The 14238-nt window shown below is 51.2% G+C and carries 12 protein-coding genes; 2 read left to right on the top strand and 10 right to left on the bottom strand.

The window, feature by feature from the left end:
* Window positions 1–3: 3 nt before the first annotated feature.
* The 5 genes from AC0YN3_RS13705 to AC0YN3_RS13685 all read right to left on the bottom strand — a co-directional run bounded on the left by AC0YN3_RS13705 (window position 4) and on the right by AC0YN3_RS13685 (window position 7456).
* Window positions 4–978 (bottom strand): carbohydrate ABC transporter permease, encoded by a 975-nt coding sequence (locus AC0YN3_RS13705; protein ID WP_475775580.1) that lies wholly within the window; start codon window positions 976–978, stop codon window positions 4–6.
* Window positions 975–3941, bottom strand: coding sequence for an extracellular solute-binding protein (locus AC0YN3_RS13700; RefSeq protein WP_475775579.1), 2967 nt, complete (start codon window positions 3939–3941; stop codon window positions 975–977). The genes AC0YN3_RS13705 and AC0YN3_RS13700 overlap by 4 nt, the downstream gene beginning before the upstream one ends.
* Window positions 3938–5068 carry an ABC transporter ATP-binding protein gene (locus AC0YN3_RS13695; RefSeq protein WP_475775578.1) on the bottom strand — a complete coding sequence of 377 codons (1131 nt, stop codon included), beginning with the start codon at window positions 5066–5068 and terminating at the stop codon, window positions 3938–3940. The genes AC0YN3_RS13700 and AC0YN3_RS13695 overlap by 4 nt, the downstream gene beginning before the upstream one ends.
* A 278-nt stretch (window positions 5069–5346) precedes the next feature.
* The gene (locus tag AC0YN3_RS13690; protein ID WP_475775577.1) at window positions 5347–6201 is read right to left on the bottom strand and encodes an NAD-dependent epimerase/dehydratase family protein; all 855 of its coding nucleotides are present in this window, start codon (window positions 6199–6201) and stop codon (window positions 5347–5349) included.
* A 31-nt stretch (window positions 6202–6232) separates the two neighbouring features.
* The gene (locus tag AC0YN3_RS13685; RefSeq protein ID WP_475775576.1) at window positions 6233–7456 is read right to left on the bottom strand and encodes an enolase C-terminal domain-like protein; all 1224 of its coding nucleotides are present in this window, start codon (window positions 7454–7456) and stop codon (window positions 6233–6235) included.
* Between the two features lie 263 nt (window positions 7457–7719).
* Here AC0YN3_RS13685 and AC0YN3_RS13680 point away from each other — a divergent pair, with 263 nt between their 5' ends.
* A complete protein-coding gene (locus tag AC0YN3_RS13680) occupies window positions 7720–7959 on the top strand; it encodes a thioredoxin family protein (protein ID WP_475775575.1) in 240 nt (79 codons plus the stop codon).
* A gap of 100 nt (window positions 7960–8059) precedes the next feature.
* On the opposite strand, the gene AC0YN3_RS13675 is transcribed toward AC0YN3_RS13680, so the two are convergent.
* Entirely contained in the window at window positions 8060–8950 is an 891-nt protein-coding gene (locus AC0YN3_RS13675; RefSeq protein ID WP_475775574.1) for a LysR family transcriptional regulator, read from the bottom strand.
* Window positions 8951–9063: 113 nt separating this feature from the next.
* Between AC0YN3_RS13675 and AC0YN3_RS13670 the strand changes: the two genes are divergently transcribed.
* Window positions 9064–9762: an MOSC domain-containing protein gene (locus tag AC0YN3_RS13670; protein WP_475775573.1), complete on the top strand. Its 699-nt coding sequence runs from the start codon at window positions 9064–9066 to the stop codon at window positions 9760–9762.
* A gap of 13 nt (window positions 9763–9775) precedes the next feature.
* Here AC0YN3_RS13670 and AC0YN3_RS13665 read toward each other — a convergent pair whose 3' ends face one another.
* From AC0YN3_RS13665 to AC0YN3_RS13650, 4 genes are all read right to left on the bottom strand, one after another.
* Window positions 9776–10834 (bottom strand): Ger(x)C family spore germination protein, encoded by a 1059-nt coding sequence (locus AC0YN3_RS13665; protein ID WP_475775572.1) that lies wholly within the window; start codon window positions 10832–10834, stop codon window positions 9776–9778.
* On the bottom strand, window positions 10821–11900 hold the full coding sequence (locus tag AC0YN3_RS13660) for a GerAB/ArcD/ProY family transporter (RefSeq protein ID WP_475775571.1): 1080 nt from the start codon (window positions 11898–11900) through the stop codon (window positions 10821–10823). Before AC0YN3_RS13660 ends, AC0YN3_RS13665 begins: the two co-directional genes overlap by 14 nt.
* Window positions 11893–13227 carry a spore germination protein gene (locus tag AC0YN3_RS13655; RefSeq protein WP_475775570.1) on the bottom strand — a complete coding sequence of 445 codons (1335 nt, stop codon included), beginning with the start codon at window positions 13225–13227 and terminating at the stop codon, window positions 11893–11895. Before AC0YN3_RS13655 ends, AC0YN3_RS13660 begins: the two co-directional genes overlap by 8 nt.
* 213 nt (window positions 13228–13440) lie before the next feature.
* Complete coding sequence (locus tag AC0YN3_RS13650; protein ID WP_475775569.1) at window positions 13441–14097, bottom strand: HAD family hydrolase; 657 nt, start codon at window positions 14095–14097, stop codon at window positions 13441–13443.
* Window positions 14098–14238 lie beyond the last annotated feature (141 nt).

Here is a 14238-nt window from a genome sequence, read left to right as displayed (position 1 = left end):
CGTTTACAGCTCCTCCTTTGATCCGAACAGCCGGTAAGCGAATCTCATGGCGAAATAGCTGAAGATAAGCAGCATAACCGAGACCGCGGAAGCATAACCGAGCTCGAAACGGATAAAAGCGTAATCATCGATATGGTTGATTATCAAATGCCCGGAGTAAGACGGCGTAATCGCCATCCCCGTAAGCTGGGTGGAAATGCCGCCCGCCTTCAGCGTGCCGACGATCGACATGACGGCGCTGAACAGCATCTGCGGCTTCATTGACGGGATCGTAATGTAGAACACTTCCTGCAGCCTGCTGGAAATGCCATCGATTCGGCCCGCCTCGTACAGCTCGCGGTTCACCGTCTGAAGTCCGGCCAGCATGGCGAGAAAGCCGACGCTGAAGCTTACCCATAGCGACACAATGATCATAATGTTGAGCAAATATTTCGGGTCCTGCAGCCAGATTACCGGGCTGTCGATCCAGCCCATTCCGAGCAGGAAGTTGTTGAAATAACCGACGCGGTCGCCGCTGAAGGCAGCGATCCAGACGACCGACAAAGCAACTCCTCCCGCCATCGAAGGGGCATAGAAGGCAAGCGTGTAGTAATCGCGAATGCGGATCGGCAGCTGGTGGATGAGCCACGCGAACACAAAAGCCAGAATATAGCCGCCAGGCCCAACGATCAGCGCGAACAGAAACGTATTCGGAATGGCCTTCGTCAGGAAAATGATATCCTGCGTGAATAAGCTGATATAATTGGCTACCCCGATAAAGCGCAGCGAGCCGAATCCGTCATAAGACGTAAAGCCGAGCGTCGCTGCCATAATGACCGGAATGACGATGAAGAGCAGGAAACAAATGAGGAACGGCGCAAGAAACAGATAAACAAAGGCATCGCGCCGCATCTCTCGCCAGAACCGATTCCATTTCGCCCGTATCGCCGTCGCTTTTGGCTTCGGCCTCTCTAGGCTGGGAGCAAGCTGCGTATTCATTTCTGCGGTTCCTCCCATTCGTAAGGTTTCGTAATTTGCGGGATACGAAGATCATCGCCGGCCTTAATGCCGAAGTTGCCCTGTCTCCGGTCCATCTCCCGCTGCAGCGACAGCTGCGCCTGCTCCAGGGATTCCTGCGCGGGAATTCCCTCCATTACGGTTCGGTTCCATGCAAATTCCATCTCGCGCGTCAGGAAATAATAACCGGGCACGTAAGGCATGTTTTTCGCCCACCTCGCCTGCTCCTGAAGCGCTGCCAAGTCCTCGCTAGGCCAGGTTAGAGCTTTCATCGCATCGGTATTGGCCGTGTTCCATCGGAACTCGATGCCATAGAACGATTCGATGTCCTTCGCATACTGCGACTGCACGTTCTCTGATGTCCACCACTCGAGGAAGGCCCATGCATCGTCCTTCCGCTCGCTTTTCTTCATCATCATCGCTGCGGAGATGCCCTGCGGCGACCAACGCGCCACTTCGCCGTCGCTTTGCTTCATGCCCGGAAGCGGCGCGATCTTCCAGTGTCCCGTAATTTCCGGAGCTGCAACGAGCAGCTGTACGTACGTATTGAAGTCCGAAATGCCGATCGGGATATCGCCGTCGCGGAAATGCTGGAAAAACGCCGGGATATCGATGGGCAGATTATACTTTCGGTAAAGCTCTGTCCAGCGGTTGAATGCCTGCTGTCCGGCATCGCTGGATAGCGTTCCCTTGAGCCCATCCGGCGTATAAGCCTCTGCCCCGTTCTGGAAATACAGAGTGGAGAAATCGCTTTTCGGATAGTTCATGGTCATTCCGTTTTCCTGAAGCGTCGGCAAGATGTCGAATACATCCTCCCATGTATCCGGCGCCTTTAAATGCAGGCCCTCCAAAATATCAGTCCGGTAAAAAAGCATTTGGAAGTTTTGTACCTCCGGCAGTCCATAAATGCCTCCGTCATAGCTTAGCGAGCGGCTTACTCCAGGAATAAACCGATCAAAAACATCTTCGAAGCCAGGAAATCCGGAAAGCTCCTGCGCGGCATCCCTCATGGCAAAGTCGGCTGGCGTCGATTCGCCCACGCCTAGCGCAAGATCAGGCACATCCCCGGCCGCATTGCCGAGTATGAGCATATTGGGATTCGTCATCAGGTTAATATTGACTTCAATCCCTGTCCGCGGCGTGAAGTCCTGATCGACCATCTCGCGCAGCAGCTCCACGTAATCGCGGCCGCGCTGCACCCAAATGGTGAGCGCCTCCTTGCGGTTATGCTTGCGCGTATCGTAATCCATATAGAAGGAGCGCCCGAAATCGGCAATCGAATAAGGAATGCGGGACAGCGTGCTTGCCGTCTTAAGGCCCGTCTCCGCTTCCGGCGTACGCACGACGATATAATCGAGCAGCAGCGGCTGCTGCGTCAATGTCGCCATCCAAGTTCCGATATTATTCTGAATCGTGGAGAAGTCATTGATTTTGTTCGGGATTTCGTTGACATCCTCGAGCATTTCCTCAAGGATGGCGACGGAGCCCTTAATCGCTTCCGCCAAATCGGAATCTTTTTTGTTCAGTCCGTTTATATAATTGCGGATATCGGTGAGCTGGTTCACAATGCTTGCCATCTTCTGCTCGACATCCGGTTCGAGCCTGCGCATATCCCATGTCCGCGTCGAATCGGTATTGGCATCAAAGCCCGATTTGCTGTAATTGCCCGTCAACAGCCGGATATGGCGGTCGAATGCGGCAAGCTGGCCCAGCGTCTCCTTTAGAGCCAGATAAACGGGCTGGACCATCGAGGAATCGACGGTCATGCGAAGCGTGTGCGGTCCCTTTTCGAGATAAAAGCGAAATGGCGTCTCTTCCTCACTCGCAAGCGTTCCGATCACGAATTCTTTTTCTGTCGGAATGCCGTAATGAAGCAGCTCTTGGAAAGGTATTTTCCCGTCGATCGAGATCGTCCGGTATGCTTCGAAGCCGTTTCGGTAGTTTTGGAACGTTTTGAGGTCCAATTCATACCAGCCGTCGCCTGGCACATTCAGCTCCCATTCCACCCATTCTCCCGGCAGCCGCCATCTTTGCCCGCCAAGCACGTTATAGGTAATGCGCCCCTTTGGATCGGGCGAGATGTATGGCTCCGACCAGAAATCCGTCTGGATGGCCAAGCTCGACTTCTGCTTGAACTGCTCCGCTTCAATAACGCTGGACCAGCCTGCTTGCTCTTTGCTCGCTGCTTGCGTCTCTTCGGTTGGATGTAAGCGCTTGTAGGTTTCGTAATCCGGTATGGCTTCCTTCGGCTTGAAGGTCAGCGCTCGCAGCGCAACCGGCTCTCGCACGCCAACCAGCCGCAAGCGATGCTCGCCTTGCTCCAGGCGGTAGAGCAGCGGCTCCGACGAAGCGGATAGTACGCTTGCCGCCTTCATGCTCCACCCTTCCAGCTCTTGTTGGGGCGGCCTGATTTGCTGGCCGATTTCATTGCGGTCATAAGGGAATTTCGAATCCTTCCATAGCCGTTCCAGCTCGATGCGTCCAGATTCGACGAATGGATATTGCCCGTCAATCTGGACGCCGCGTACGACAGAGGCATTCCCCCCCGCAAGCGGCTTGTAATCGAAATGCAGCTCATACCAGCCGGACTTAGGTGCATCGAAAGCCCATTCGATCCAGCCCTGCTCATTCTCCCACCGGATAGCGCCCTGCTCCTCGTCATCCTTGCGGAGAACCGTCTCGTCCGCCGCCGCTGCATATTCCTCCGCCTCGATTGCAATCGGTTTCAAGGCTTCATCGACCTCTGCTGCATCCGGTTGCTCCAGCATCAGCTTCGCGTAAGGCAGCTCCTCCGGCTTGCTCTCGAAGGATAACAGCTTCTCCGTGCTGACGGAGGTAGCATGCAGGACCGGTTCGCCTGCCGTTATCCAGCGCAAGCCTGCGAATAAGAGCGCCAGAGCCAAAACCAAACGAAGCAAGGTGCTCAGCATCCTCATCCTCTTCATGCTTCCGTTCCTCCAGCAGCCAAGGATACTCCGGTTTCCTCATCGAAAAAGTGAACCTTGTTCATGTTAAAGCCGATGACCAGCTTTTCTTCCTTCTCATACACGGTCTCGGGCTCCGTTCTCCCGATCACTGTCTTCTCGCCAACCTTGACGTATACATAGGAGTCTGCGCCCGTTACTTCCGTCATTTCTACCAAGCAGCGCGAGAACTCATCTTCCTGCTTTTCCTGCTCCTCGCGCTTGAGCTGCACATGCTCCGGGCGTACGCCCATCACGCAATTGCGAAGCGAGCCCGGCTTTGCCGAGAAATGCCGATAGTAGCGTTCAGGAACGAGCAGCTTTAACCGTTTGTTCAGGAAATAATAGCTTCCGTTCTCCCGCACGAGACTGCCTTCCAAGAAATTCATTTGCGGGGAGCCGATAAATCCGGCTACAAACAGGTTTGCCGGCTCATCGTAGAGCTGGCGCGGCGGTGCAACCTGCTGGATGACGCCGTCCTTCATGACGACAATCCGCGTCCCCATCGTCATCGCTTCCACCTGGTCATGCGTCACGTAAACCATCGTCCGCTTCAGGTCGCTTTGAAGCTTGATAATCTCTGCACGGGTTTGGGCGCGCAGCTTGGCATCGAGGTTGGACAGCGGCTCATCCATGAGGAACACCTGCGGTTCCCTGGCAATGGCGCGGCCGAGCGCCACGCGCTGCTTTTGCCCGCCTGACAGCTGGCTCGGCTTGCGTTCCAGCAAATGGGAGATCTCTAGTATTTTGGCGACGCGATTTACCCGCAGCTCGATTTCATGCTTCGCTGTTTTGCGGAGCTTAAGCCCGAGCGCGATATTCTCGTATACGGTCAGATTGGGATAAAGGGCATAATTCTGAAACACCATTGCAATGTCCCGATCCTTGGGCGAGACGTAATTCACGAACTTTTCATCAATGTACAAGTCGCCTTCGGTTATTTCCTCCAGGCCCGCGAGCATTCTTAGTGTCGTCGATTTGCCGCAGCCGGACGGACCGACAAGCACCAGAAACTCTCCTTCCTCAATCGAAAGGTGGAAATCGTTGACCGCCGGACGCGACTCCCCTTTATAGTGCTTGTAGACATGGCTGAACGTAATGCTTCCCACCCACACTCACCTCTCGTTACTTTTTTCTTCCTCTTGCTACCACTAATGTTAACGCATCGCGCTTGCGGCAAATATGAGGCGATATTTTCTTTTACAGTCAAAATTTAGCCTGTAAAGGCAGATTCTCATGATCTTGCACCTGCTTTAAGTAAGCGCTTACGTTTTAGCTCGGTTTGCCTGTGCCGCCTATCCTAAATAACGATGACGACCACGTTGTTCCTACATGCGCAAAAAAAAGAGGAAAAGGCAGTCTTGCTCGCCTTCTCCTCCTATCGCTTCTAAACCTGCTGAGTTGGTTCTACGGTATCCGCCCAAGAATGCTTGGGACGCCAGCCAAGCACGTCCTGCGCCAATCGGTTGCTCACAATGGCGGTCCGCCCTTCAAAGGAGCTGCGAAGATCCGCAACCTCCGGATAAAACTTCTCAAGCAGCCGTAACGTTTCCCAGTCGCTGAGCGTATCGCTGCTCGTAATATTCAAGCTGAGCGCCCCGCGGTCCTCGACTTGCAACGCCGCGATACATGCGCTGACCGCATCGCGTATATCGATATAGCTCCACATAATATTTTTGAACGCTTCCGGCTTATTGACCGAAAGATGCTTGTAATCGTCAGGCTTCGTTATCATGGAGAAGCGCATCGAGATCGTCTGCAGCCCGTTTCTGCGGTCGAACATCTCAGCGGTCAGCTCATTCACTACCTTGGATAAACCGTAGCATTCCTGCGGCTGCTGAGGGTGCTCCTCATCGAGCGGCAAATAATCGGGATCGAAGGGCTGCGGCGCCCAAGCAAAGCCATACGAGGATTCGCTTGAGCCCATGACGACCTTGCGAATGCCGAGAATCGAAGCCGCTTCCAAAATATGATAGCCCGCAATCGTATTGTTCGCGAAAATATACGGGGTAGTGTGAAACAGCGGGGCGGGAATAGCCGCCAAATGAATGATGGCATCCGCGCCATGAAGCGCAGCCACGACCTGTCCGAAATCACTCATCTCTACCTTTACCTGCTTGCAGCGCAGCTCATTCGATCGTTGGTTGTCCAGTGACACAACCTGATAGCCCTGCTGCTGCAGCGATTGAATAACCGCGAATCCAAGCTTTCCGCTTCCACCCGTTACTGCAATCGTCTTCATGCTGAATAACCCCTCCGTATTTCGCTCATAGTTACGGACGTACCAGTGTGCCGTCCGCCTTGCGGTCTAGATGATAAGGATTATGATAGGCTGAGCGGTTCCATTCTTCGCCGACGAGCAGCCGTGCTTTCAATTCATCCAGCTCTATGCCAAGTCCCGGCTTGTTGGAAGGATATAGGTATCCGCCTTTCCTTACGACATGCCCTTCGAAGGCATCCAGCTCCTCCGGCTTGAAGTGGTTGACCTCTTGGATCCCGAAATTCCAGATCGCCATATCCAGATGCACGGCGGCTGCTTGATTAACCGGATCGTTCTCCCCGCCTTCCTGCCAGGCTGTCCGTACGCCAAAAGCTTCGCATAGCGCAGCAATCTTACGGCATGCACTGATGCCGCCAGCCTTGGAGACGCGAACGCGGATGAAATCAATAAGTCGCTCCTTGACAAGCTCCGTCCACTCCTGCGGATTAACGAACAGCTCGCCTACCGCCTGCGGCGTCGCGCTTTGCTGGCGCAGCTGACGGTACCAGCCGATCTGCTCGGGGGCCAGCGCGTCCTCCAGAAAAAACAAACCATACGGCTCGACCCGCTTCGCCAGCTGAATGGCATGGATCGGGGAAAGATGCTCATGCACGTCATGCGTGAATTGGACGCCCATGCCGAATGCGACCCGAAGCTGCTCGAACATAGCCGGAATGGCATTCAAATACGCATGCTCGTCAAAGACAGGGCCACTCGTCCATGGACGCTCGGGAAGATTTGCTTTGTCAGCACCAATAAAGCCGCCTCCGCCGTACCCGCCCATTTGAACGCGGATGACTGAATAACCTTCCTCGATAAAGCGCTGCACATCCTCCTTCAGCTCGCTAATGTCTGCGCCTCCCGCGTGACCGTAACATGCCACTGCGGCTCGGCTGGCTCCCCCTAGCAGCTGATAAATCGGCAATCCCGCTTCCTTGCCTTTTATATCCCATAAAGCCATATCGATGCCGCCGATTGCGGTATGTAGAATCGCTCCGTTTCTCCAATAGCCGCTCATATACATCGTCTGCCATAAATCCTCAATATTAGCTGCGTCCTTGCCGATCAGCAGCGGCGCCAGCAATTGCTCGATCACCTGTACCACGGCCTCGGGATTGTAAACATCGGAAGCTGATCCGATCCCATATAGTCCGTCTTGGTCCGTCTGAACCTTTACGATCGTCCAAGTGCCGTTTTTACGCGTGCGTATACAGGAAATTCCCGTTATTTTCGCCATGCCCTCACCATCCCTTTTTCGTATCACGTATAGTGTAAGCGAATGATGAAGCGTTCCAAATGAGGCATCCTTAAACTTTCTGTCCTATTATTAGCCATTTCGTTTCAAGGTCAGCCTTTCACCGTCTCCTCTGATTGCGATTGATAGGCTCAGCCTATCGTTATCATACGATATTAGCAATTGTTGTCGCTTTTGCATCGCTATATAATCAGACATGTAGCAGCGCTGCAACAAGATACGCACACAAAAGGAGAGGTTCTATTATGTCAAAAGCTACTTTTTATCACGCAGGATGTCCCGTTTGCATCGAAGCCGAGCAAACCTTTCTCAGCTACTTGGACGTGAATAAAGTTCAGCCCGAAATCGTTCATCTAGGCACGCAGCCGGATCGTATCCGCGAAGCGGAGGAAGCAGGCGTTAAATCCGTGCCCGCAGTCGTCATAGATGGCATCGTATACCATATCAACTTCGGCGCGAGCATGGAAGACGTAAAAAAAGGCTGATCGCAGCATAGGCTAGCCCTATCATCATTTTTTAGCTGCATAGCTTGCTTAACATATAAATGGCAGCCTCGGACCGAATACGTCCTTGGCTGCCACTGTATTATATAGCCGCAATCGCTGTAGAAGAAATCTGTTGCATGAATACCTTGCTCGCCGTGCATAAATATTTATTGCGCCGGTGAGCCATTCCGACCTTAACCGTCATTGAAGGTTCCGCAAGGGGAATCGTTCGGAGGGCGTCTTGATTAAGCTGGTTCAAATAAGAGGAGGGCAGAATAGCTGCTCCCGCCCCTTCGCTTACCATGCTGATCAAGCTGTCGAACGTGTTCAGCTCCATGGCGATTCGAATTTCCATATTATTTTGCCTGAAAAGCTGGTCCAGGTACTGTCTGAGATAATAGGCTTGCTGCAGAGACACCATCGGAATGCCGGAGAGATCCGCCAGCTTCGCTTCCCGCAAACTTGCCATTGCATGTGCTTTGGGAACGACAAGGGCGAGCTTCTCTTCGTACAAATAGGTCATTTGCAGTTCTTCATTAAATACCGGATAATAAATGATGCCCAAATCCAGCTCATTATGCAGCAGCTTGTCGATAATTTCCCCGTGACGAAGTCCAGAGAGCACAAGTTCGACCTGCGGATAGCTGCGGTGGAAAGCCATAATGGCAGGCGGCAGCAAGCGGTTCATGACGGAATGCAGCGCGCCGATTTTCAACAATCCTCTTTTTAATCCCTGAAGCTCCCCGATTGCCAAACGCGCCTGATCGAGCTCATGGAACAGATTATAGCAGTGCTTCAGAAGGATGTGGCCCGCTTCGGTAATGACTGTTTTTTTTCCGATCCGATCAAATAAGGGCAATCCCATTTCATGCTCAAGAATACGAATTTGCTGGCTCAGTGACGGCTGCGAGATTCCCAGCTTCTCTGCGGCTCTCGTGAAATGCAATTCCTCGCATACGCCCATGAAATATTCTAATTGCTTCAAGTCCATGTCTCTCGTCAGCTCCCGATTTTTATTCAGATCCGGCATCACGATTTTGACATGAACGATACTATGTTCGAGAGAAAAAATCAACCTATAACGTTATCGCAGGAGGGAATTCAATGCAATCAACGCTAGCCGAAACAGCTGCAATTCTATCTTTAAATGTAGGCCAACCTATTGTCGTGGAGCATAAAAATAAAGAGGTCCGGACAGCCATTTACAAAAAGCCCGTCCATCAGCATGCCTATTTATCGAAGCTGAACTTCGAGGGGGACGGACAAGCGGATTTGGAGCATCATGGCGGTACGGACAAAGCAGTCTGCGTATATCCTGCCGAGCATTATGCTTATTGGGAGAACAAGCTCGGAGCCCGGCTGAGCCCGGGAGCTTTTGGCGAGAACCTCACGACGAAGGGCATGCTCGAATCCCAATTATGCATAGGAGACATTTTCCGGTTAGGTGAAGCAATCGTGCAAGTGAGTCAGCCTAGGCAGCCCTGCTTCAAGCTTTCCGTTAAATTTAATATGCCCACTCTCCCGCTTTTGGTTCAAACGACGGGCTTTACCGGTTATTATTTCCGCGTGCTTCAGGAAGGCTTCGTACCGAGCCAAGCCGAGCTTTCCTTAATCGAGCGCAATCCGGACGCTTCCCTTACGGTATCATTCGCCAACCGTATCATGCATATGGACAAGCAAAATAACGAAGGCATCGATCAACTGCTTGCAAACCCCGCGTTATCCGCAAGCTGGAGAAAAACTTTCACAAAGCGCAAAGCTGGACAGCATACGGACAGCTCGGCCAGGCTGAACGGCAAATGATTGGCATCCCGCATCATTTCAGCTCGAGAAATCCCGTATTCTCAATGATCGTCTGCACTTGCAGATCAAGCTTCAGCTTGGGATAAAACGCCGTACGCCAATCCTTCAACTCCGAACGAGGAATTTTTCTGCGGAAGTATTGCCCTGTCCCTAGAATATCTGCTCCGCTGCCTTGAAGCTTGGCAAACATGTGATTGAACTGATGGGTCAGTCCATCGTTCAGTTCTTTCATGATCATATCGCTTGTAGGTTGGTCCTTCGTTTCCAATATAACGACCTTTAGCTTGAGCTTGCACCTGAGAATCGGAATCTGGCCATCCATTTGGCTTTCAACCGCAAGCGAATTGCCGATCACAAGGACACTGGCGTGATGCATGACTTCTATTTTCCCTTGCGTGCTCTCGCGTTGAAAGGCGTTAAAAAGAAGTGTCTCTTCCGAATTAATCTGACTAACCATTTTGCCTTTTCTAATAACGGCGGAGCCGACATGCTGAACGACTGTGGTATCTCCCGATCGAATGATCGGAACCGCCACGTCGCGGGTATACGAATGAATGCTGCGGTAAACCTCCCAAACCCTCGTCAGCGCGATTTGCGGATTCCAGCCTGCGTTTTTTTCAAAAAAATCATATAACGTTGTCCCTTTGGGGCCCATTTTCTTTTTGACCAAAGAAAAAAAATGATCCATATCCTCGTCGCAGATCGTCACAAGCGTCTTGGGGGAAACATCCCTGCCTCTCATAAAATCGGAAATGGTATCCTCTAAGCCTGCTTCCGCGTATTTTTTATCCAGCACGATGACTTTGACATGGAGCAAATCGACACGATCCTCCAGGTTAGCGCTAATATCGTCAACGGCATGATTAATCGTGTTGCCTTTTCCCTTCACGATTTTGATCTGCGTCGTGTTCTGCATCGGCTCGGGAATTTGCAAATAAATTAAGTATTCGCCGTCATGCTTGGAAACGCCCATTACGACAGGCAATACGCGGTGGTTAATATCGATGTTGTCCCAGCACCCGCTGAGAGTAATAACCATTATCGCAGCGGCCAGCAGCTTAAGCGCCCTCATCTTTAATCATCCTTTTAGCACGAATTCCGAGCAGCCAAATGGAGCATGGAATGCCGACCATCGCAAAAAAACGCAGCATGGTGTTCCACATTACAAGCGATTGAATTTCATCCCAGTTCGTAATGAACAAGCAGCCTATGAAATTAGCAGCGGCAATCGAAATAACGAAATAACTAGGCTTCACCTTTGGCATGCAGCGATGCAGAACCTGGCTGAGCTTCCATAGCACCATTGAAATAAACAGCATCGTGAAGGTGACTAAGCAAAGGAGCAAAAACATCGTAATCCGGTCAAACATGAGCCAGTTGATATGAATCGTGCTCATGAGCACGATAAAGGGAAATTTAAATGTCGAAGCTGTCGCTTGCCCGAACGTAAAGAGCGGGACGTACACGGAAATGAAATAAAATGGGACTAGCGCGGCTACCGTCATTAATACATATTTGGGACGGTAAGCTACATAAGGCTGTATGAATCCGAGAAACAGGAAGCTCCCGGCGAATGCGGAGAAGCTATGCCAATAGGGCGGCTTGGCCAGAAAAGAAAACTTTTCGTCCATGATCGGGAAGAAGTAGCGGAAGTCCACATTTTGAAATGAGATGCAGATCGTGAACAAAATGACCGGCAGAAATAATATAGCGAGTAAAACACCCGTTCGAAAGATGGACTCGACGCCATTAAGCGCAATATAACCTGAAATGGTGATGATAAGTGCCATAATCGCCCATAAAGGCGTATTGGCAAGAAAGACGAGCGTAATGACCTCCGAGAAAGCCCTTATCGTGATGATATTGGTAATGAATAGGAAGAAGACAAGCGGCAAAAGAAATAATACGGCCGCCCACTTTCCTACCGTGACATAAATACTTATAATGTCCTGTTTCGGGAAATAACCAAGCCCTTTCATATATAGCCAAACCATAACCCAGTTGAGCACAAGGCCTATCACGACGGCTAACCAATGCCCCTCAGTCGTACTGGCAATAATATCACCGGAGTAGAAGAAAAAGATAAACCCAAGCTGAGTTAATCCATACATCAGAATGACGTGCAAGCTTTTATCCATTTCCAGACTCACCCTTATTCATGCTTATATTCAAATAGGAAATACCGAAGGTGCTCAAGCTTGATAGATAAGCGCATATCAGTACCAGCCCCGCAAGTAAGCCCAGCACCCCATACATCGCTGACATAATGACGATCACGTATTTAAATAACCGAATGGCCAGCGAGTTTTGAAAGCCGACCACCGTCGAGTTCGAGATCGTCGTAGCCGCCAAAATAATAATCAACAAATTGCTGACCAGCTTGGCCGTCACGACCGCTTGGCCGAGAATAATGCCTCCCACCATCGTGATCGTCGGTCCGATGCTTTTGGGCAATCTCGTGCTCGCTTCGATAATAAGCTCCAGAATGATAAGCATGAATATCATCTCTACGATAGCCGGATACGGCACGCCTTCACGGCTTTGGGCAATCGTTAATGCCAGCTCGATCCGAAGCACCTCCGGGTTTACCGCTACGAGCGCAACGTAGAGTCCAGGTGCAATCAGCGTCGTGAGCACCCCAATTACGCGGAGAAGCCGAATGACGATCATGAGAGGGAGCGGATAATTACGGTCATTTTCCAGCGAGAACATATCCCAGATCAGGTTAGGCAGAATAAGGCCGAACGGCATGCGGTCAATAAAAAGGACGACTCTGCCCTTGATCAAGGCGCCCGCCACCTCTTCCGGCAATTCGGTCGTATTGAATTTGGGAACGGATGACCATGCGGATAGCCCTAGCGCCTTCGTTAGGTTTTGCAGGTTATTGATTTCTTTGTCGCTGCTGCTTTCGATTTGTTTAATGACTTTAGCCACCAGCTTGGAATCGGCATGGCTCTCATCATAGACCAGGGACAGCTTTTTATGGCACAAAGAGCCTGCCAAGAAGCTTCTCACCTTGACATGGCGAGAAACGATTTGTTTCCTAACCATACCGATATTGGTATCGATATCCTCGATAAACGAGCTAATCGCCCCTTGGAGAACATTCTCGTTCGTAGGCGATTCCACCGCGCGATTCTGCAGGCTCGGATAGGCTTCTGCCATAACCAATATGCGCTCACACTCAAAAAAGAGAATTAATTTACCGTCCATGAACATGGTGATCGCTTCGCTCAGATCCATTTCCCTTACTTCACCGACAGCCTCCATCATGGATAAAGGATCGTCTCGATCGGGGTTCCAACTCTCCATATTGGCATGAAGCGCTTCTTTCGTTCTAGTCAAATCAATAAGCGAGATAAAACCCATTAAAATGACGTTGGCTCTACCGATCTTCTCCTGCTGGAAAAAAAAATCATCATTGCCGCCAAGTGAATCTCTTATTTCCTGTATGAATGAGTCCATGCTCCGCTTCTCCTTATCCCCCTATTTTTCCTCTTACGATTGTCCCCCTCTGCGTGCTTTATATACGCCAAAGAAGCGTTCCCTCGCGAAGGAACGCTTCTTTGGCCACTTGCTATTAGGAATGGAGGTCCGATGATTGGCGGTTTACCCCATTTATGCGGAATGATTAATGATGCATAAATGGACCCTCGAACAACGAAAGCTGAGCTGCAATTACTGAGCTTGCGACAAAACAAATGCCTGAAATTCGCCGACGTCGCTGAAGATGCGCTCCGGCTCGACAAGGTAATGCTTGTCCTGTACGATCGACATCCACTGCGCCGCGAAGGTACGCATGCCTGCTTCTTGGCCAGCAAGCATATCATCATTGCTGTCGCCAACGAATAGGGTATGCTCACGCGACCAGCCGAGCTTGTCCAGTATACGGTGAATGCCTTCCGCGGACGGCTTGCGCTTCTCGACGTCGTCACCCGTAATGATATGGTCAAACTCGGTTTCCCAGCGCAACTTTTCGAGTGAAATGTCAAGCGTTCTCCGCGACTTCCCGGTAAATAAGGCTATGCCAAAGCCAGCTTCCCTGAGCGTACGCAGCAGCTCCGCAATTGCCGTGCTGCGATCTACCAGCTCATCGTGATGCTGCTCGTAATCCGTCAAAAACTCGCTTACTGCAGCCGCGACCTGTTCGCGGTTGCGAAGATGCGTTTCGATAATTTGCAGTTCTGTCGGCCCCGCCACGGCATAAATATCCTCAATCGATATTTCGCGGTTGTCATGTCGGCGGAATACGCCTGCAACAGCCATATACATAACAGGCCAAGTGTCCGCCAGCGTTCCGTCAAAATCAAATATGATATGCTTGATCGTGCTCATGTAATAGCCCCTCTCTGTTAGTTCTTACTAGTATATACAAGAAAAAAAGGCTACGCCATCCTCTGCATGAGGAAGGTATCCGTTTCTCGTAGAAGTAGGAGAATGCTTTATCGCGTGAAGCCTATAAGGTCTTATATTTTG

The organism is Paenibacillus sp. J22R232 (assembly GCF_056269165.1).
This window is presented reverse-complemented; position numbering and strand designations above follow the sequence as displayed.

Bases quoted from the DNA above. Each gene is read 5' to 3' on its own strand.
- AC0YN3_RS13655 (WP_475775570.1), bottom strand. From the start codon at position 13,227: ATGGACTCATTCATACAGGAAATAAGAGATTCACTTGGCGGCAATGAT.
- AC0YN3_RS13660 (WP_475775571.1), bottom strand. From the start codon at position 11,900: ATGGATAAAAGCTTGCACGTCATTCTGATGTATGGATTAACTCAGCTT.
- AC0YN3_RS13665 (WP_475775572.1), bottom strand. From the start codon at position 10,834: ATGAGGGCGCTTAAGCTGCTGGCCGCTGCGATAATGGTTATTACTCTC.
- AC0YN3_RS13685 (WP_475775576.1), bottom strand. From the start codon at position 7,456: ATGGCGAAAATAACGGGAATTTCCTGTATACGCACGCGTAAAAACGGC.
- AC0YN3_RS13675 (WP_475775574.1), bottom strand. From the start codon at position 8,950: ATGGACTTGAAGCAATTAGAATATTTCATGGGCGTATGCGAGGAATTG.
- AC0YN3_RS13705 (WP_475775580.1), bottom strand. From the start codon at position 978: ATGAATACGCAGCTTGCTCCCAGCCTAGAGAGGCCGAAGCCAAAAGCG.
- AC0YN3_RS13700 (WP_475775579.1), bottom strand. From the start codon at position 3,941: ATGAAGAGGATGAGGATGCTGAGCACCTTGCTTCGTTTGGTTTTGGCT.
- AC0YN3_RS13680 (WP_475775575.1), top strand. From the start codon at position 7,720: ATGTCAAAAGCTACTTTTTATCACGCAGGATGTCCCGTTTGCATCGAA.
- AC0YN3_RS13690 (WP_475775577.1), bottom strand. From the start codon at position 6,201: ATGAAGACGATTGCAGTAACGGGTGGAAGCGGAAAGCTTGGATTCGCG.
- AC0YN3_RS13650 (WP_475775569.1), bottom strand. From the start codon at position 14,097: ATGAGCACGATCAAGCATATCATATTTGATTTTGACGGAACGCTGGCG.
- AC0YN3_RS13670 (WP_475775573.1), top strand. From the start codon at position 9,064: ATGCAATCAACGCTAGCCGAAACAGCTGCAATTCTATCTTTAAATGTA.